General features: G+C 34.2%; 12 protein-coding genes and 1 pseudogene. 10 read left to right on the top strand and 3 right to left on the bottom strand.

Features of this window, described 5'->3' with window-relative positions:
- Positions 1-202: 202 nt before the first annotated feature.
- The gene (locus tag F6K23_RS12550; protein WP_293155447.1) at positions 203-1,825 is read right to left on the bottom strand and encodes an OB-fold nucleic acid binding domain-containing protein; all 1,623 of its coding nucleotides are present in this window, start codon (positions 1,823-1,825) and stop codon (positions 203-205) included.
- A 1,092-nt stretch (positions 1,826-2,917) separates the two neighbouring features.
- Between F6K23_RS12550 and F6K23_RS12545 the strand changes: the two genes are divergently transcribed.
- Positions 2,918-3,106, top strand: coding sequence for a hypothetical protein (locus F6K23_RS12545; RefSeq protein WP_293155444.1), 189 nt, complete (start codon positions 2,918-2,920; stop codon positions 3,104-3,106).
- A gap of 172 nt (positions 3,107-3,278) precedes the next feature.
- Here the strand turns inward: F6K23_RS12545 and dnaE are convergent, their stop codons facing one another.
- The gene (dnaE, locus tag F6K23_RS12540; RefSeq protein WP_293155441.1) at positions 3,279-8,990 is read right to left on the bottom strand and encodes a DNA polymerase III subunit alpha; all 5,712 of its coding nucleotides are present in this window, start codon (positions 8,988-8,990) and stop codon (positions 3,279-3,281) included.
- A 740-nt stretch (positions 8,991-9,730) separates the two neighbouring features.
- Here dnaE and F6K23_RS12535 point away from each other — a divergent pair.
- The 4 genes and pseudogenes from F6K23_RS12535 (at position 9,731) to F6K23_RS12520 (ending at position 11,645) form a co-directional block, all read left to right on the top strand.
- Positions 9,731-10,258: a hypothetical protein gene (locus tag F6K23_RS12535; RefSeq protein WP_293155438.1), complete on the top strand. Its 528-nt coding sequence runs from the start codon at positions 9,731-9,733 to the stop codon at positions 10,256-10,258.
- Positions 10,259-10,357: 99 nt separating this feature from the next.
- Complete coding sequence (locus tag F6K23_RS12530; protein WP_287521252.1) at positions 10,358-10,654, top strand: hypothetical protein; 297 nt, start codon at positions 10,358-10,360, stop codon at positions 10,652-10,654.
- A gap of 523 nt (positions 10,655-11,177) precedes the next feature.
- Positions 11,178-11,378 (top strand): annotated as a pseudogene (locus tag F6K23_RS12525) (UPF0175 family protein); the annotation flags it as partial.
- A gap of 84 nt (positions 11,379-11,462) precedes the next feature.
- Entirely contained in the window at positions 11,463-11,645 is a 183-nt protein-coding gene (locus F6K23_RS12520; protein WP_293155432.1) for a hypothetical protein, read from the top strand.
- A 20-nt stretch (positions 11,646-11,665) separates the two neighbouring features.
- Here F6K23_RS12520 and F6K23_RS12515 read toward each other — a convergent pair whose 3' ends face one another.
- On the bottom strand, positions 11,666-12,013 hold the full coding sequence (locus F6K23_RS12515; protein ID WP_293155430.1) for a hypothetical protein: 348 nt from the start codon (positions 12,011-12,013) through the stop codon (positions 11,666-11,668).
- Positions 12,014-12,165: 152 nt separating this feature from the next.
- Here F6K23_RS12515 and F6K23_RS12510 point away from each other — a divergent pair, with 152 nt between their 5' ends.
- From F6K23_RS12510 to F6K23_RS12490, 5 genes are all read left to right on the top strand, one after another.
- Positions 12,166-12,297 carry a hypothetical protein gene (locus tag F6K23_RS12510; protein ID WP_293155428.1) on the top strand — a complete coding sequence of 44 codons (132 nt, stop codon included), beginning with the start codon at positions 12,166-12,168 and terminating at the stop codon, positions 12,295-12,297.
- 281 nt (positions 12,298-12,578) lie between these two features.
- The gene (locus tag F6K23_RS12505; protein WP_293155426.1) at positions 12,579-13,322 is read left to right on the top strand and encodes a hypothetical protein; all 744 of its coding nucleotides are present in this window, start codon (positions 12,579-12,581) and stop codon (positions 13,320-13,322) included.
- A 513-nt stretch (positions 13,323-13,835) separates the two neighbouring features.
- Entirely contained in the window at positions 13,836-14,642 is an 807-nt protein-coding gene (locus tag F6K23_RS12500; RefSeq protein WP_367267690.1) for a hypothetical protein, read from the top strand.
- A gap of 274 nt (positions 14,643-14,916) precedes the next feature.
- Positions 14,917-15,810: a hypothetical protein gene (locus F6K23_RS12495; protein WP_293155421.1), complete on the top strand. Its 894-nt coding sequence runs from the start codon at positions 14,917-14,919 to the stop codon at positions 15,808-15,810.
- Between the two features lie 832 nt (positions 15,811-16,642).
- Complete coding sequence (locus F6K23_RS12490; protein ID WP_293155418.1) at positions 16,643-18,805, top strand: hypothetical protein; 2,163 nt, start codon at positions 16,643-16,645, stop codon at positions 18,803-18,805.
- Positions 18,806-18,992: the final 187 nt, after the last annotated feature.

Genomic DNA, 18,992 nt, shown 5'->3' with positions numbered 1-18,992 from the left:
GGATAAAAGCTTTATTAATTGTCTTACTACAAAAGTTACCTTTTTTGCCCTTAAAGTTAGTTGTTAATTTAAAAACCGTCCTATATGAGAGAGTCTTGTTACTAATAGCTGAATACTTACAGATAGAATATTCCAAAATTACCTCTATAATTACCTCTATTTGCTATTACCTTATTTATAGATATTCAATCAAGATACGATGTTAGTAACTAATAATCTCTGCCTTAAGTCCTATAGCCTTAAAACTATTAATAGTTTTCTCCCCATCTTCTACCCAAAATTGCCGACCGAATTCTACAGACTTTTGTTCTTTATCATCAAATATTAATGCCCCTATTGCCACTTTTGCTTTTTCCCGATCGCCAGAAGATTGCTCTTCAAGAATAGCTTTAATTTGTTCAAAGAAAGAATCATTTTCGGGAATAATATTTACTGGTATTTGCAAGATAATTATTTGTCTTTGTTTAGCAAAACCATTTTCAGTTATTAATAATCCAGGGTCTTTTTTCGGAGGATTTTTTTGACTTTCTATTTGCTCTATTGGTTTTTCTGCTTCTGCAATAGGTTGGTTAATTTGTATCTCTTCATTTCTCGATTCATTTTGATAATTATCTAATTCTGTCACTGGTTTTTCCTGTTGTTCTACTGCATCTGCCATTACCTTTTCTAATTTTTCTGCACCATCTACCAATAACTGACTTTCATCATCTTTCTTATCAACTTTTCCTGTCAAGACCAACAAAGCATTTTCTATCAGTAAATCTTTAATTTCTTCATAGATTTTGGGAAAAACTACTGCATCAACTTGCCCACTCATATCTTCTATTTGCAGAAATGCCATAGGGTCGCCTTTTTTAGTAATATGATGTTTTATTCCAGTTAACATTACTACTAATTTTATAGCTGACTTAGATTTTTTTTCCGACATTTTATCGATAGTAATAACATCCTGAATTTGATTTTGTTCATGTGCATATTTAAGAGGATGGTCTGATACATAAAATCCTAGAATTTCTTTTTCATACTGCAATTTTTCTTTGGCAGGAAAATCATCTACATGAGGATGTTTAGGGGCAGAATCAAAAGCTGGCATTGTTGTTTCTGCTACATCAAATAAACTTAATTGCCCCATATCCCGGTCTTTATTTCTATCTTGCGCCCATTTCATTACACCTTCTAAATCTTTAATTAATTGGTGACGATTTAATTCAATTTTATCGAAAGCTCCACATTTTATTAAAGATTCTAATGTACGACTATTAAGAGCATTAAGATTAACACGGTCACATAGATCGGCTAAAGACTTAAATTCTCCACTTTCTTTTCTTGCTTCTAAAATAGCTTCTATTGCTCCTTCACCTACATTTTTTACTGCGGATAATCCAAATAAAATTTTATCTTTTGTTTCTCCTGTAGCTACTTTTGGCAAAGGAGTAAAATCTACTTCTGAGCGATTAATATTTGGTGGTTCGACTTCAATATTAAATTTCTGACAATTAGCAATATATTTTTGTACTTTATCTTGGTCGCCACTATTAGCAGTTAGTAAAGCTGCCATATATTCAACTGGATAATTGGCTTTTAAATATGCAGTTTGATAAGCTACATAAGCATAAGCTGTGGAATGAGATTTATTAAAACAGTTAGAGGCAACTAATCCATTTGCTAAAACAAAGTTATGGTCTTTTTTTACACCAATATCGTAAACATTTTCTGTTTTTGCGAGCTTGCGAGAAACAATTTTTACCACGACGATAATTCCTTTTTGAAAGTCAAGAATTAAAACTACATAGAATTCATTTGGTATAGCGTTGTGCGAAGGCAACAGGCAACATCATGGGGGAATAAAAAAATCGATAATATAAGACTTTTAGCTATTGGAAAGTTCTTGTAATTTGTAAATATGCCAGGGCACATTGCTATATTTTTGACATTAACATTTGCGATATAGCTGTCGCTAGGCTCCGCTAACGCGTTTGACACAATATTATTTTTATGTTGAATAAAAAGTCATGCTTGTAGTCGAACACCCCCCAATAACATTTATGATATCAGAAAAATTGTGAGGATGCAACGGAAAATCCTTTGACCCGCCGATTTTTTAGAAGCTTCACAGAATGACAATATTGGTAGTTTTCTGCTGAGGAGTTTATAGAAGGAAAAATTTAATTGAGGAAAAACAAGTATTTATGGGAGCTTCAGAAGATGATTTTTTTTCTGGCATTGCTTCTGGGAAAAATTCCTCAATATTTAAATCTCTTAACTAAATAACTCAAGAGGCGAGTGCTCTGTCAACTTCATCCCTTTTACAATAACCTGAGCGATCGCCCTGGAAACTATAACTATCTTTTGTTGAATAAAAAATCATGCGTATAGGCGAACAGCCCCCAATAACATTTATGATATCAGAAAAATTGTGAGGATGCAACGGAAAACCCTTTGACGCGCCGATTTTTTTTGAGCTTCACAGAATGAAAATGTTAGTAGTTTTCTGCTCAGGAGTGATGGAAGGAAAGATTTAATTGAGGAAAAACAAGCATTTATGGGAGCTTCACAAGATGAAAAAAAAGTCTGGTATTGCTCCTGGGAAAATTCCTTAATATTGAAAAGTCTTTTAACTAATAACTGAAGAAGCGATCGCTCTCTAACTCTAAATCTCACCCCTTTTACATTGATTTTCCTTTCTACAACCTTAGCGATCGCTCTGGTAACCATAACTATCTTTTGTTGAATAAAAAATCATGCTTATAGGCGAATAACCCCCAATAACATTTATGATATCAGAAAAATTGTGAGGATGCAACGGAAAATCCTTTGACCCGCCGATTTTTTAGAAGCTTCACAGAATGACAATATTGGCAATTTTCTGCTGAGGAGTTATAGAAGGAAAGATTTAATTGAGGAAAAACAAGCATTTATGGGAGCTTCACAAGATGAAAAGATTTCTGGTATTGCTCCTGGGAAAAATTCCTCAATATTGAAATCTATTAAGTTATTAGTTAAGAGGCGATCTCTCTCTAACTCTAAACCTCGCCACTTTTACATTGATTTTCCTTTCTACAACCTGAGCGATCGCTCTGGAAACCATAACTATCTTTTGTGTTGAATAAAAAATCATGCGTATAGGCGAACAACCCCCAATAACACTTATTATATCAGAAAAATTGTGAGGATGCAACGGAAAATCCTTTGACGCGTCGATTTTTTTTGGAGCTTCACAGAATGAAAAAAAATCTGATATAGCTCCCAGAAAAAAATCCTGAATCTTTTGATTATGTTTATTTCTTCCTTGTTCCTTGTTCCTTGTTCCCTCTTCCTTCTTCCCTCTTCAAATCCAAATTACGCTCAAAAATTTCATCAATAGGCAACATTTGACCATCTTCAGTCATAAACTTATGTTCTGGTGTTGCCCGAATCACAGTTCCATCTTCCAGACTATATTCATAAACTTCCTGCACACCCCGATTATGCCATTGAGCAATTGGCTGTGTATAAACATATCCATTCTTATCTACCGTATAAACAGTACATTCAATCTGGTCTTCTACAATTTTACCAATAGGAATAGCGCCATATTCCACAGTCATAATTTCTGTCTCATAAGCCAAACAATACTCAGCAAATTTAATCATCTGTTCAAACAAATCTTGTGCCACCCCGGAACTAACACCTCTTTGAGTCGCACCATCAATAAATATTTCTCGATGCTTTTCCATTTCCGAGACCTTCTTTTTACCCATGCAGTTGTGAACTATAAAATCATTGGCAATGAAGTTATGAGTTTCGGGAATTGTCAAATCAAAAACTTCTTCTTTGCCAATATATTCTATAGAAGTAATCTCATCCCAAAACACTTCAGAATTAGCTATTGCTTTTAATTCTTCATCTGCAAAAGCTGTGGCGAATCTATTAACTTTATGACGGGATAAACTCCTAGTTGGGGTGTTTTGAAAATTCAAACCTGACGACATTGTGGCACGACATACACCGACAGCTTTGTCTATTTCTGTCCAAGTCATTCCACTAGCTTTTTTAGCTTGTGCAATTAGGGTAAGAATTTCTGGAGGTAGGCAATGTTTAGATTGATTTTTTTGTTGATCTTTGATGACTAAATAACAACTTTGACAAATCTGCTTTTTGTAACTACTCAAATATGGCTGTATTAATTCACAAAACTTGAGCATATCCTCACGCGCTGTAATTTGAACTCGATAAGAAAGATAAGGCTTACCTTGATATTTTATCTTTTTAATATTGAACAGAGAAACTATACCTAAACGCAGAAGTAAATGTTGGATTTGTCTGACTAAAACTTCTGAGGTTGAATTGTAATCTGTATGCCCAATTTTTTTGTCAAAACTACCATCGGTTGACCATAAAATTCCTAAGAAAAGTTGTAACTGACTCTTAGACAAAGAAAATACCCAATCAGGAATTTCTTTATCCGGTGAATTAGCAGGTTTGAGATGATTATCTACCCAATTATTAAAAGCTGACAGAAAACCTATACGAACATAAATAACTGATTTTTTTCCTGGATGTAGTTGTTTATCGACAGGTGCTGAAGAGCCAAATAATTCTTCTGCGCAGCGATTAAAATCAGCAATTAATTCTGGATCACTATTACAGAAATAACTTCTGACTTCTGACTTCTGACTTCTAACTTCTAGATGTCCGTCACCTATTAAATAAGCAGTAAGTTTAATTTGAGCATCAGATATTTGACTACTATGATTAATCGGAATTTTCTTTGGTAAACCTAAGCGATCGCCTAGGGAAAAATATTTTAAAGGTTTCCATCCTAAAACTGTATAAAAAAGGTGGTTGTTTGTAGCTCTAATTTTCCTATTTGTACGAGTGGTAATTTCCCAAACATCTCGGACACCATTACCATGAATTTCTGTTATTGGTTGTTGGACAATTTTTTGACTTTTGGTATCTAAAGAAAAAACTTTTCGACCCAACCAATACTCAGGTTTAGCAGCTCTTTCTTTGAGACTAACCAAGTTGCCTGTTGCTGCATCTATTACTTTTGTGGAACCACTTAGACAACGACGTAATAAATCTGCTTCTCCTAAAGAATATCCTGCTAAATCTTGAGCCATTTTCATAATTTGCTCTTGGTAACAATTATGAACAACTACTCCTTCTGCTAGAAAGTATGGTGAGTTTTGGTCTTCCATTTCTAAATCAAAACATTCCGCTTTTCCTGCTTCTTCCACAGAGACAACATAAACAAGTCTGGCATCCTGAAAATGAGTTTTTTCGTAGATTTCTTGGTTAGACTCTTCCCGATTTTTATGACTCGAAGTATCTGTCTGAAAAATGGAATCTTCTGAAGGAGTTGCCCAAGAAAAATCTGATAAATTTGTCTGTCTGAATAAGGTTTGTTTTGGGAAGGAAAACTCCAGATTTTTCTGAATCGAAGTATCTGTCTTATAAATGGAATCTTCTGAAGGAGTTGCTAAAGAGAAAGAGGAAATCTTTAGATGGCTTTGCTTAAATTTTTCCCCATTTTCCCACTTCACTCTATCTAAGAAATTTGTCGGTTTAAATAAAGTACCTTTTTTCAGGGAAGACTTCAGATTTTTCCGACTCGAAGTATCTATCTTATAAATAGAATTTTCTGAAGGAGTTGCTAAAGAGAAAGAGGAAATCTTTAGATGGCTTTGCTTAAATTTTTCCCCATTTTCCGACTTTAGTCTATCTAAGAAATTTGTCGGTTTAAATAAGGTAGCTTTTTCCAGGGAAGACTCCATATTTTTCCGACTCGAAGTATCTGTCTGAGAAATAGAATCTGTCGAAGGAGTTGCCAAAGAACAAGAGAAAATCTGTAGATGGTTTTTTCGGAAATTTTCCTGATTTTCTGGCTTTAGTCTATCTAAGAAATTTGCCTGTCTAAATAAGGTTGGTTTTGACAGAGAAGATTTCCGATTTTTCTGAATCGAAGTATCTGTTTGACAAATGGAATTTTCTGAAGGAGTTGTCAAAGAAAAATCTAAGAAATTTTTTTGTCTGAATAAGGTTGATTTTGATAAGGAAAACTCCAGATTTTTCCAAATCGAACTATTTGTCTGAGAAATAGAATTTTCTGAAGGAGTTGCCAAAGAAAAAGAGGAAATCTGTAGATAATTTTCTTGGAAATTTTCCCCATTTTCCTGCTGAGGTTTATCTGAGAAATTAGTCGGTCTAAATAAGGTAGCTTTTTCCGGGGAAAACTCCAGATTTTTCCGAATCGAAGTATCTGTTTGACAAATGGAATTTTCTGAAGGAGTTGCCAAAGAAAAAGAGGAAATCTGTAGATGGTTTTCTCTAGATTTTTCCCAACTTTCTAGTTTCTGTCTATCTGAGAAATAAGCTTCATTTTGACCTAGTCTTTTCTGATTACTAGAAACTTGCCATTTTTCATAAACCGCAGAACCATAAATATTACCCTTCTTCATTCCCTCCACCCCAGGTTTTAACTCCCAGGCAAACTTATCTCCTTCCGGAGTTAAAAAGCGATGGTTTTTTCCCGCATAAATTACCGTTCCGCTAGACAAAGTAATCTTTAATATTTCCCTAACACCACTCCGCCACTGTTTAGCAACTTTTGCCTCCCAAACTTTCCTCCCATCCGAAGTTAAAATTACCTCTCCACTTTTAATATTTTCAATCGCCACTCTCGAACCATCTGGTTTATCAATTAAAGTTCCCTTTGGCAAACACAAAACTCCATAAGTTTCTTGCAAAATCGGCTCTAACTTTGGATGTTGATATTTAATTTCTTCCCGCCCATGTTTCCGGTCAATAAACTTTGGAATTAAACCAGCATCCAAAGGTCCGGGACGATACAAAGCCAAGATAGAAGAAATATCTTCAATAGAAGTAGGCTTCAATTTTTTCACAACATCTACCATGCCAGAAGATTCCAACTGAAATACTCCTTCCAAATCTCCAGACTGAATTAGTTCGTAGGTTTTCTCAACTTTCTCCCGTGTACTTCCAGGTTTCGGCTTATTTTTAACTTCACCTTTTGCCAAAATTTTCATTATCTTTCTTTCCTCGACAGGTAAGTCATCTGGTACCAAGTTGATTGGAGGATTTTGGCGTTGCTGAATCAAGTTATGAAAGTAAAAACTAAGTAATCTCAAGTATTTGTCATTCAATAGTTTAGCTATTACCAACAAATACAAGTCATACATAAAACCAGCTTTATTAATTAAGTCGGCAGTATTCTGGATAATAGTTAAATTTTTCAATCCCAAAAAATCCATCTTCAACAAACCCAAGGATTCTATATCTTCCATGTGATACTGAGTAATCACCGAGCCATCATTATTTCTTTGCAAAGGTACAATTTCATCTAGAGGTTCTTTAGAAATTACTACCCCTGCCGCGTGTACTCCAAAAGTTTTATTAGTTCCCTCAATTCTAATTGCCATATCTATCCATTGTCGGATAGGAATTTTACCAACTTCTACCCCTTCATTATTTTTAATTTCTGTTTCTTGATTCTCAAAAGCTTCCTTAAATTCTGGAGAAGGAGTTTTATCAGAAATCATCACCTTTAACTTAGCTGGTTTACCCCTAGCAACAGGAATTAACTTTGCCATTTTATTCGCTTCCCCAAAAGAAACACCCAACACTCTTCCCACATCTTTTAATACTGCCTTAGAAGTCATCCGGTTAAAAGTAATAATTTGAGCTACTCTTTCTTCCCCATACCGTTCAGTTACATAATCAATCATTAAATCTCGGTTTTCAATACAGAAGTCTGTATCAATATCTGGCATTGACTTCCGTTCTGGATTTAAAAATCTTTCAAATAACAAGCCATGATGCACCGGGTCAATATTAGTAATTCGCAAAGAATAAGCAACTAATGAACCAGCAGCACTTCCCCTACCAGGCCCGACAGGAATATTTTCATCTCTGGCATATTTTATATAATCCCAAACCACCAAAAAATATGTAGAAAAACCTTTATCCTGAAGAACTTTCAATTCAGTTTTCATTCTCTCCTTATAAGCTGCAGGAAGTTCATTTTTTTGTTTCAGTTTCAGTCGTTTTAATAACCCATTCCAAGAAAGTTCTTCCAGATAAGTATCAGCATTATGTTCTGGTGGAATAGGATAGTCAGGAATTCGTGGTTCTCCTAATATTCCTTCGTAGGCTTTAACTTTATTTGCTACTTCTAATGTATTAGCGATCGCCTCCTCTATAACTTTATCTTCTAGATGGTCTCGAAATAATAATTTCATCTCTTCAGCAGACTTTAAATATTCGGTGCCACTATACCGCATCCTCTTTTTTTCAGCTATTAATTTTTGAGTGTTAATACACAACAAAGCGTCGTGAGCTTCTACATCTCGACAGGAAATAAAATGAGAGTCGTTTGTCGCTACTATTTTTATGTTTAATTTATCGGCAATTCTAGCTATTCCAGTATTAACTACTCTATCTTCTTGAAAACCGTGGTCTTGTATTTCCAAATAATAATCTTCTCCAAATAAATCTTTGTACCACTTAGCTATTTTCTTGGCTTCCTCTAATTTTCCCTGCATAATATTTTGCGGTACTTCTCCTGCCAAACATCCGCTAGTTACTATCAGACCTTCGTGATATTTTTCCAACAATTCTTTGTTAATACAAGGTCGAGCAAATATTCCTTTTCCTTGAAAACCATGCAGGTGAGAAAGAGTTGTTAATTTAACTAAATTTTTATAGCCTTGAGTATTTTTTGCTAATACGACTTGGTGAAATTTTTTGCCTCTTTGTTGTTTCTCAATTTCTCCATTTATCACATACATTTCATTGCCAATTATGGGTTTAATTCCTTTATTTCTACACAGTTTAATTAATTGAATTGCTCCATACATTACTCCGTGGTCTGTTAGAGCAATGGCTGGCATTCCTAGTTCCACAGCTCTATCTATTAATTGTGGTAATTGGGATGCCCCGTCTAATAGGCTATAGTCGCTATGAATATGTAGGCCAACAAATGACATTTTTTTAGATTTTAGAATAAATATTTTAGATAGCTTTATTCTATAAGGAAGAAGTAGGAAGGAAGAAGAAAGAAGGTTGATATTTAATTTTTGCTGGTGTTGGTTTAACTGAAAGTCTTTACCTGTAAGACTTTTAGGGTTTAATGAATGATTATTATAAATTAAGCTTATAAATTATTGCTAAATATATTTGGAATTTAAACTAAATTTTCCAAAAAAAGTTCAAATGAGCTATTTAGGGGGAAAAATGGGGGTAAAAAGGGTGCGATCGCTGCTTCATAGGCCATTTATTAAAAGTATTGATATGTAAGAGATATAGGGTGGTTGCTTGTCAAGAAATTTTCGTGTATTTTGGAGGTAAGTCATTAGCTCTGCTTAGGTGCTTATTAAGATGAGTAAAGAATGTTTGAGTGGGAGTGCGATCGCGCTAGCGTAACGTAGTTTGATAGCGTAACGGAACGGAGTTCTATCATTTTTAAATATCTTTTGCTGCAATGGAAAATTTCTAGAAAAAGAACTATCTGAATTGTTAATCAGACTATAGACATTGAGAATCTAGGCATCAAGAAGACTTTCAGAATATTTATCACAACTGCTATAAAATTAATAGTTAAGCAGCTTTCAAGCAAGTAAAAATATGACTGATATACCTTATTTATTGTGTGATGAGTAAATTAGTTTCATCTGTTTCGTCTATAAATATATGGGCAATTGGAGTCATAATTCTGTGTATAGGAATATTGATAACTATTGTTCCTATAATCGGAGCTTTTTTAAAGAAAATTGATTTAAATAGTGCTGGAACCTGGTTTGATAATGCCAATAATCTTGGAGAAGAGCAAGAGAGGTTGAAAGAACACTTTAGTAGAATTAAAGGAACTTTAGTCTACTGGAAGAATCAGGCAGCAGCTTACCAAAGGCTTGACTCAGCACGAGTAATTTGGAGTTTGATTTCAGCCATTAGTTTGCCTGTTCTTATCCAATTTTATGATGCAACAAATAAATGGGCAGTTAGCTTTATGACTTTGTTGACAACATGGACAGGGTTGATTGTAACTTTAGCTTACACCTTTAAGGCAGAGCAAAAATATCAAGGATTTCGTCAACAAGAATCTGATTACTATGACATTAGTCGTACTTTGCTTGACTTTCCAAATTCAGATCCTCAACTTCTCAAACAGCAAGTTGATGAATACATACAAAAGGTAGCAGATATTCGGAAGTTTGCTCGTAGAATTGAAACTGGGAGTCCTCCGTCTGCCCTCTAGGAAGTGCAAGTGCTGTTGGTTATATTTAGCTGAAATAGCAAATTTCCCATGACTGGGATACAATTCACTTAAACTTATTTCTGCTTCTTTAAATGAACTATGAAAAAGATTTTTAAGCTTCTCAGTAAGGAAGTTTTAAGCAAGGCTCAAGTTAGAATAAAATTACCAATACCATTTATAAGTTATGAAATTCCTCTTAATGAAGTTATCGATCCCCAAAGCATAGATACCAGAATTAGTCGATTAAGCGATATAAAAAAAGAGCTAGAGTCTGCAATATTGGCTGTAGAATCATTGCAAAGTGAGGCTCAAGAAAACAAGGAAAAAGTTAGTAAGTTACAAGAACGTATTCATGAGTTAGAGGAGGATAAAAGTACCGCAGAAACTGTTCTATAGTCATTCTGGTTTAGATTGAGACGAGTTTTTCTTGCTGTGAAAGGATTTGAGCTGAAAAAGTGCCCCATTCTTATTCAGAATAACTATAAAAGTTCCTCAAGAATCCTTTGCTCGTCTGATCGAAAATGCTAGTTCTAAGGGAAGAGTTCGAGGATGGATTGAAGGCTTAATTCTTGGCTTGCTATCTGGGGTTATTTCTAGCCTTGCAGTTTGGTTTTTCACTGAAAATATTATTACCCTACCTCAGAAACCTTCTACTCAGGAACAATCAAGACCTATTTCTTCAAAATCAATGGTAAATTATCAGAATTAATCCCTAAAATGGTATTTATGGGTCAGAATCTACCAATTACAACCTATTCAAAAGTTTCTGTAAAATAGCTTTCAAATAGCGATCGCCAACTTCCTAACTTTTCAATTCACTCAAATAATATTATTTTGCAATTAATACTCTTAACAAAAAATAGATTTTATGTACCAACTAATCATCAACAGACCAGAATAAACAGCCTTAACCTTAAATTTAACCCTAGAACAACTTAGTCAAGAAATGCAATTAATTGCTACTATTAAACTTTATGAATTAGGTCGTCTTTTTTCCAGAGCAGCAGCAAATTTGCTTGGAATTCCTAAACCCTTATTTTTAACAAAATTAGCTGATTATGGAGTAGAAACTTTTCAACTTACTGAAGCGGAATTAGCTGAAGAATTGAAACGTGCCTAATATTATTGTTAATACTTTACTTAACAAAGGAGATATCTAGTAAGTCTGTCTGTCATTGATGAGGTAGTCGAACAATTAAAAGTTATGCCACAGCACTTGCAATACCAAGTGCTTGAATTTGCTCGGAAATTGCTAAAAACTCAAGTTAGAGATATTTCAGGAACACAATTATTACCTTTTGCTGGCTCAATTTCTCCTGAAGACCTTCAAATTATTGGCGAAACGATTAAACAAGATTGTGAACAAATAGATATCAATGAGTGGTAGATACCTTCTAGATACAAACATTATGATTGCGCTCTTTGCCAACGAAGCAGGACAGTAATTTCATTTGCCCAGAGGTCAAGTCCGGCTACGTCCTGAGCAAATAGGACTCCTTTACCCACTTCTGGAGGAAGTTTGTCACCTTTTGCCCATGTGTTAGCTCCGGCTAAAGCGAGGGTGGAACAGAGCATAGGATTTTCTACTCGACCAAAAAAGCGATCGCCTGGTAGTAAAGCAGTTTCCCTTTGAGAAGGAAAACTTGGGGAGTCCTCCTCTGGCTGATTAGGTAAAAATACACCGTGGGTGGCGATTAAGAGCATTCGGGGACATTGAAGGGGTTTGAAGTAGCTTTCTAGTGCTTCGTTTTCCATGTTGAACCTTTTGGTAACTCTGATGCAACATCGCTAGGGTTAGGGAGTTGTTCTTTTAGTTGGATTTCTCGAACTTGGGATGCTAGGTTTTTTTGCAAGTTGTTATGTTCGGTTTGCAATTGTGCTAATTGTTGTTGGTAAGTGGTGAAATCTTGGATTTGAGGGGTGGAAAAGGCAAGGTGGATTATTTGTTCGCCCAAGTCGCGGAGTTTGTGGAAGTCTTCGGTAAGATGGGGGTAGCGATCGCTATGGATTTAATCAGATATTCTTCGGCTTCAGAATAGCAACTTAAATCTTTATAAATTAATCCCAAATTGTTGGAAATATTTGCTACTAATATATTTTCTTTGTAAGCAGAAGAGATTAACACCTTTGGAAAAAGAATGTGTTTGAATAATCAGGGCAGTTAAAAGACATATACAGGCAATGTCCCTTAGACTAAAAAGATAAATTATGACCTAACAAATAGCATCAAAGCTATCCATTCTGACCCCTGACTCCTGACTTCTAAGAAATAACCTAGTTATTTGTAGCAAATATTTATCAAATTGGTATTAACTCTAAAATGGGAGTAGTTTATATAGGCGATCGCGCCGTCGGCAAAACTCATTTCGCATTAGAATTGGCCAATCCCCAAGGAAATTATGTTCAGGTTTCTTTGGTCAATCAAAATTATCAAAATCTCCAGGCAAATTTACTTAATTTAGATGGCACTGCTAAACCTACTCAAAGTATTGAAAAGCGTTCTTTGAATGTGAAAGTTAGACTTTCTACTGGTATTAGTAAAATTATTGTAGATTGGATAGATTCTCCTGGGGAATTATTTCGTAGGTCATGGCAATCTGAGCATATTAATGAATGGCAAAATTTTAAAGAAATAGTGGGTAAAAGTGAAGGAATTTTTTTAATTGTTCCTCCCTATAGAGAAATTTTACAGCCTCATATTAACCAGGAAAATTATATTACTCAGCAACAATGGTGTAATAGGTTTAATCGTTGGACTGACTTTTTTATTTATGATTGTCCTCAAGCCAGACCTATTGTAATATGTCTGAATAAAGCCGATTTAATTGATTGTAATCTTGAGCAAGAAATTTCTAAATTGGCTTATTTACCTCATGGTTATACTATGAATTGGCTGCAACGTCATAATTATGTAGTTAATCGTTATTTTTTACCACTAAAATCACAATTGGAACAAATAAATAGTAGTCGTTCTGGTTTATCTGTTCGGTGTTTTATTACCAGTATTTATCACCGTAGTTTATTAGAATTACCTTGGATTTATTTAGCTAGTTATTTAGGTTGAGAGAAGGAAGAGGGAAGAAGGAAGAAGGAAGAGGGAAGAAGGAAGCAATAAGTATAGCCAGTGAGAGCATCTTGTTCCCGTGATCAAAACAAGTAAGAAGGAAAAAGTGAAAGTTTTGTCATTGAGTTAGATAACAGAGAATTAAAATTTATATCAAGTTGTATTGATTAACCACAATATAAAAAGATGGCATAATCCTCAAAAGTCATCTTAAGATGACTTAAACTATTAGCCAAGGATTAAAATCCTTGGCGAGATTGGCTTGGCGACATTGGCAAGCCATGTTATCCGCCAAGAAATAAATTTCTTGGCTCAAAGCAGAAGTCATCTTTAGATGACTAAAAATAGCTAATTTATTATGGCTAATTAATGATACTTGATATTACTGCTAAGGTACGGTTATTTAACATTATCAGGAATTATTCATTATTTGCGGAAGTGCTGAAGTGCTGACTGCTGAACGCTTAAATAGTAAACACATATTTAATCAAAAAAATGGGGAATATTTGTATTATGGGACCTACGGGTGCGGGCAAGACTACTTATCTAGCAGGATTAGCTTATTGGCCAGAAAAAAGTCACCCAAATTTTCAAATTACAGCTATTACTAATGATGCTCAAAATTTAGCTAATAAAGCTGAAACAATTATTCTCAATGGTGCTTCTTTAGAACCCACTATTATTGATGGAATAAAAATCAAAAGTTTCTATGATTTACCTTTGTATTCTTTTCAGATAGAAATAAAACGTTGGTGGCAACAAAAACCAGAAGAAATTAATCTAGTAGTGCGAGATTATCCAGGGGAGATTTTTAATGAATTACAAACAGGTATTTCTAATCCTTTACATCAAGAATTTATCGATGAATGTCTGATAAAAGATAATGTCGGTTGTCTAATTTTACTCCATAAATGGGAGCCAGGAAGCGACATATTTTATAGTAATGTGATGGAGAGATTTATTAATTTAATGGATGAGCGCGACCGCTCCCAAGATTTACGTCTAGCTATAGCAATGAGTAAATGTGAAAGAGGAGAAATTTGGCCTGGTCGTCTTGACCCAGAATTAGACATATTTAAAGTACATTTACCAAGAACAACCAGTATTTTACAAAAGCGCATTCCTCAACAAAATTTACGGTTTTATGCTATATCTACTTTTGGCGTTCTACAACGAAATGACCCCCGTCCAAATCGTACTGATGAATTAGGAAGTCCCCACTCAATTTTACGGGAACCTTTGAAATGGAAACCTTATGGTATAGTTTCACCCCTGTATTGGTTAAGTCAAGGAAAGAGGATTTCAACAATTAATAATTAATGATTAATAATTAATAATTAATTATTAATTATTACCTCCCCTTGAAAAGAAGAGGATTTACTCAAAGGGAAATTTTTATTTATCAAAATAATATGGGTCTAAAACCCCGCCTTTGAAGGCGAAATGTTTTTGGATTCTTGCTCAAATCCCTGTTACAAAAATAACTTCTGTACGTCGCCAATCCGACGGCTCCCCTATCTGACTTCTGACTTCTGACTTCGTTAATATCCCCTTAAAAGGGGAGTCTTTAAACCACAATTTTTCGGTAAAAAGAATGTTTAAGTCCCTATTAAAGACCAGAATTAATGAGAATTTAAAAGAGGAAAATTGTTCTGGCATTTTACGAGTAATAGGCGATCGCGCTGCTGGTAAAACTACTTATATGGCAGCTTTGGCTAGGTGGCCAAATGCTGATTTTTCTAGTCCTGTTGAATTAGTTACTCCAGCAAATAAAGATGGAGAATATTTGATTGAGCAGGCACAAAATTTGATAGAGGAAGGGTTACAAATTGAACAAACTCGTCTAGCTAATGATGTATTAGAAATGAAGGATTATAGTTTAAGAATTACTCTCAAACCAGAAGATAATTTGAGGCGTTCGAATAATGTTTTGAATCTAGATATTAGTTGCAAAGATTATTCTGGAGAATTTTTCAGCGATGTACTTCACCAAACAGATTCTCAATTACTTCGAGACTACTTAAATGATTGTTTTCCAGCAACGGGAATTATGTTAATGATTGATGGTACAACTCATCGTAAAGACCTAGAATATGCCAGGGGAGTGGATAGACTTTTAGTAGCATTAGCAGGTCAGGATTTGTTTAGTGAAAAACGGCGTATTGCTTTGGTTTTAACTAAGTGTGAATTAGCTGATTTATGGGTAAATAGAAATAGACCAAAATTTTTAGCAGAGGCACGATTTCCTACTATTTTTAAAAGATTAGAATCTTGGCTAAATTTGGGAATGGGTAATGTGGAATATTTTACAACTTCTGCTTTTGGTGTGACAGGAAATAAATATTTAAAACCAAATTCTCAGCAAATTTATCGGGGTCGTGGTGGGGTAGCATCAGTATTAGAAGACTCGAAAAAATGGCGACCTTTTGGCTTAGTTTCTCCTATTTATTGGATTTGTACGGGCAAACGTAATTCACAATTAGATTAGGAGAATAGGGAATAGGGAATAGGGAGCAGGGAATGACAAACACCGAAGAAATAAAATTATCACAAATAATTTAGGATTGCTATATCGTTTTATTTTTGGGAATGGATTTAACAAAAAAATTAAAATAATTAAGGAGTCAGGAGTGAACGAAGAAGGGAGAAGGAAGAAGAAATAAGAAGAAAGAGGAGGAAAAATAGAAAATTTTTTTCACTAATTATCCGGACATCATATAAAACCTAAAATATTCCTATTGAGACCTACAACCTACAACCTAATATCATATAAGGTTGAATACTTATAAAGAACGATTAAGGAGTCAGGGGTCAGGAGTCGTGAGGGAAGAAAGAAGAAGAAAGAGGAGAAAAAGGAGAAAGTTTCTTGATCGCTAATTATTCGGACATCGTATAAAACCTAAAACCTTCTTATTAAAACCTAAAACCTAACAGCTAAAACCTTCTTATTAAAACCTAAAACCTTCTTATTAAAACCTAAAACCTAACAGCTAAAACCTTCTTACTTAAGACCTAAAACCTAAAACCTAACAGCTAAAATCTTCTTATTAAAACCTAAAACCTAACAACTAAAACCTTCTTATTTAAGACCTAAAACCTAAAACCTAACAGCTAAAAATTTCTTATTAATACCTAAAGCCTAACAGCTAAAACCTTCCTATTAATACCTAAAACCTAAAACCTTTTTACTTAAGACCTAAAACCTAAAACCTAAAACCTTCTTAACTTAAGACCTACAACCTAAAACCTAAAACTTAACACCTTCCTATTAACACCTACAACCTAACACCTAACATCTAACACCTTCCTCAAATCAGCAAATGGAAACAATTGAAATTCACGAGTTCAGCACAGGTATAATTCCCGAAATATTACCCGATGGTAAATGGATTTCTCGGGGATTTAAAGTAGGGGAATATATGAACTTAACTTTGCCTCAAGTTCCCCATTCTGTAGGAAGAGCAATTGCTAATAAAGGCTTTGAAGTAGCCAAAGACCGTAATAGTCAAGAACCTACTTTTGTCGGGCGAGTTGTCTTAAGTATAAGTAATGAAGAACCAGATTATTCAGTAGTTGCTGTAGTAACTACTGGGCAAGATGAGTATGGACGTTCTACTTCTTTTTATCGTTATTTTCTCTGCACTGGTAAAAATAATATTTGGCAAATATTAGACTGGATAAATACTCAACAACAACAAGGTATTAATCCAGTATTTAATCCATCTGAAACTAAAGAAATTGGCAAACCAAATCAACATAAAATTACTACAAAATCAGAAATAAATTTACCCACAGAATGGCAAAAATGGCTGAGTAGTCAAGTTATACCTGTAATAATTCCCATTGATTTTTCTGACTTACAAATTATTAATAAAATGGCTGAAATTAAAGCCAACGCTCTACCTATATCATGGGCTTATAATGTAGAAGCAATTGAACGACCAGAACAATTTATTATTATTCATCCTGCTAATACTGAAGTAGAAGCAAATCTGTCACAAACACAGATAAAGATGACAAAAGAATCCAAGGAAAATATCTCAACAAATATAGATGAAGCAGCTATAGAAACAGCAATTAAAGGATTAATTAGTGGTTCTCAAATCAAACAAGAATGGGTAGAAAATTTAATTTTAAAAATACAGACTGGTCAAATTACATCAAAATATTTAAACAACCTGTTTGATAATCTCGGGGCGAGTAATGCTGTAAAACAAGGAAATGCTAATGCTCAAATGGTTAGGTTATTAACTTTAAGAGCAATTTTTATTCCCGAAACTTTACCAGAATATCTGAATTGGTTAAATATTACTGGAGACGGAAAAAAAGAAGATGAGAAACAAAAAATATCTCTAAAATTACAATCTCAACTGAAAAATTATCAAAAATCATTAGACTCATTAATTTCAGCAGGAATGAATTACGCCTTCTATCAAATATTAGGAGGAAAAATATCTGTTCCTGCTTTCTGTTGGCTATTAAAAACTAAAGGTAGTTTATGGTCAATGTATTCTAGTATAATCAAACAACAAGTTCGCCATGATTTAGAATATATAGAAAACAATTTATTAAACATAAGTATTGACCAAGAAATAGAACAACTAATTTCTGGAAATACTATTTGGAAAAAACTCATTTCCCACTTAAAATATCGTCGCTATCGCTGCAATTATTATCAACCTTTTGCCGAGTTATTTTCTCAACTACCTGATTATGAGTTAGCGGCTTATTTTCATCAACTCAGTAATGGAAAAGTTCCAAAATTAATATTTACATCAGCATTTCCAAGATTAAAGTCAATTTATCAAATTAGAATTTTCGGGTTAAATGTTCGACAAGAATTAACTGTTTCCGACCGCATAACTATCTCTATCAAAAAGTATGGTGTACCAGTAGCAGTAACATTTTTATTACTGCTTTCTCATGGTCTATCTTTTGTTTTAGGATATCAGGCAAGTAAGTTGAATAATGGTACTATTGCTGAACAAAAAAAAAATGAACCTTCCCCTTTTTCAGAAGAACAATTAACTGATAGTTCAACAAAAAATGTTAGTGTAATTTCCTCGGTAAAAATGGAAAAAGCACTAGACAATTTTCCCACTAGTAGCAGTGTAATTAGAGAAATAGTCCGGGAATTAGAAACAGAAATATTATCTCAAAATTCAACAGTAGTTACACTAGAAGACGCACGCTTAAACATTATTCAAGCAATTAAACAAATTCTAGAAAATGATATAAAACTTCAGTATGCTGGGGCGATAGAAGATGAACTTTTAGGAGAACCAGAGAAATATTTAGAAGCACAAAAACAATGGATAGAAGCAATTTATTCATATCAGCAAAGGTTTTTTAGTACTGGTTTTGGCTATATAGAACCAGATAAACAAACAGCAGGTAGATTAAAGTGTAATGTGGCTGATTTATTGGATATTCAATTACAACAAAGACCTCAATATTGTGAGGAGTTAGGAGTTAGGAGGTAGGAGGAAGAATCGTCCCTTTATTTTTCTATCCTTGTCTGCTCAAAATGCTAAGTTTTTGAGCTTTTCAAGTCAAACCATTACCCATTCCCCATTTCCTAACCTCACACAATTGACTTTTTCAGTGCAGTAACCTTTTGGTTTACTTTACCAACATACAGCGGATTCCACCGTGAGGTACACCCGCGCA

The organism is Okeania sp. SIO2C9, from assembly GCF_010672455.1.
Taxonomy (GTDB): Bacteria; Cyanobacteriota; Cyanobacteriia; order Cyanobacteriales; family Microcoleaceae; genus Okeania.
The sequence above is the reverse complement of the archived record's forward strand: the minus strand, read 5'-3'. Positions and strand labels throughout refer to the sequence as shown.

Excerpts from the sequence above, each read along its gene's own strand:
- F6K23_RS12545 (WP_293155444.1), top strand. The coding sequence starts at position 2,918 with ATGGGAGCTTCACAAGATGAAAAGATTTCTGGTATTGCTCCTGGGAAA.
- dnaE (WP_293155441.1), bottom strand. The coding sequence starts at position 8,990 with ATGTCATTTGTTGGCCTACATATTCATAGCGACTATAGCCTATTAGAC.
- F6K23_RS12530 (WP_287521252.1), top strand. The coding sequence starts at position 10,358 with ATGAAAAAGATTTTTAAGCTTCTCAGTAAGGAAGTTTTAAGCAAGGCT.
- F6K23_RS12520 (WP_293155432.1), top strand. The coding sequence starts at position 11,463 with ATGCCACAGCACTTGCAATACCAAGTGCTTGAATTTGCTCGGAAATTG.
- F6K23_RS12515 (WP_293155430.1), bottom strand. The coding sequence starts at position 12,013 with ATGGAAAACGAAGCACTAGAAAGCTACTTCAAACCCCTTCAATGTCCC.
- F6K23_RS12505 (WP_293155426.1), top strand. The coding sequence starts at position 12,579 with ATGGGAGTAGTTTATATAGGCGATCGCGCCGTCGGCAAAACTCATTTC.
- F6K23_RS12500 (WP_367267690.1), top strand. The coding sequence starts at position 13,836 with ATGGGACCTACGGGTGCGGGCAAGACTACTTATCTAGCAGGATTAGCT.
- F6K23_RS12495 (WP_293155421.1), top strand. The coding sequence starts at position 14,917 with ATGTTTAAGTCCCTATTAAAGACCAGAATTAATGAGAATTTAAAAGAG.
- F6K23_RS12490 (WP_293155418.1), top strand. The coding sequence starts at position 16,643 with ATGGAAACAATTGAAATTCACGAGTTCAGCACAGGTATAATTCCCGAA.